We start from the raw sequence: 548 nt of genomic DNA on the forward strand, positions 1-548 counted from the left end.
AAGGCGGCACCCTCTCAGACGGCAATTACGATGAAACCGACAACACCTACAGCTTCACCGATGAGCTGCTCACCAGCACCCGCCACCATAAAGTAAACAGCACCGAACAAGTAAAGATCCTTACCCTGTATGAATACGACCATATGGGACGCAAGGTGAACACCTGGGAAACCATCGGCAGCGGGGACACGGTACTGCTGGCACAGAATACCTATAATGAGATCGGCCAGCTGAAAGAAAAGCGCCTGCACTCAAAAGACAAGGGCAATACCTTTCTCCAGAAGATCGCCTACCAGTACAACGAGCGGGGCTGGCTCAAACAGATCAATGACCCCGGCAGCCCCTCCGCAGAAAGAGTATTCGGCATGAGCCTTCAGTACAATGACCATGCAGACGCCACCAAGAAACAGTATAACGGCAATATCTCCACCCTCAGCTGGCAGACAAAAGTCCCCGCCAGCAGCGGCTTTCCCCAGGAGAAGCAAAGCTATGACTACACCTACGACAAGCTCAACCGCCTGGAACTGGCCGCCTACACCACCCCCGGC

General features: G+C 54.2%; 1 pseudogene. It reads left to right on the top strand.

Annotated features, from left to right (window positions below):
* A pseudogene (locus DDR33_RS26280) lies at positions 1-548 on the top strand (DUF6443 domain-containing protein); the annotation flags it as partial.

Origin of the sequence: Pararcticibacter amylolyticus, assembly GCF_003130405.1 — a bacterium.
Taxonomy (GTDB): Bacteria; Bacteroidota; Bacteroidia; order Sphingobacteriales; family Sphingobacteriaceae; genus Arcticibacter; species Arcticibacter amylolyticus.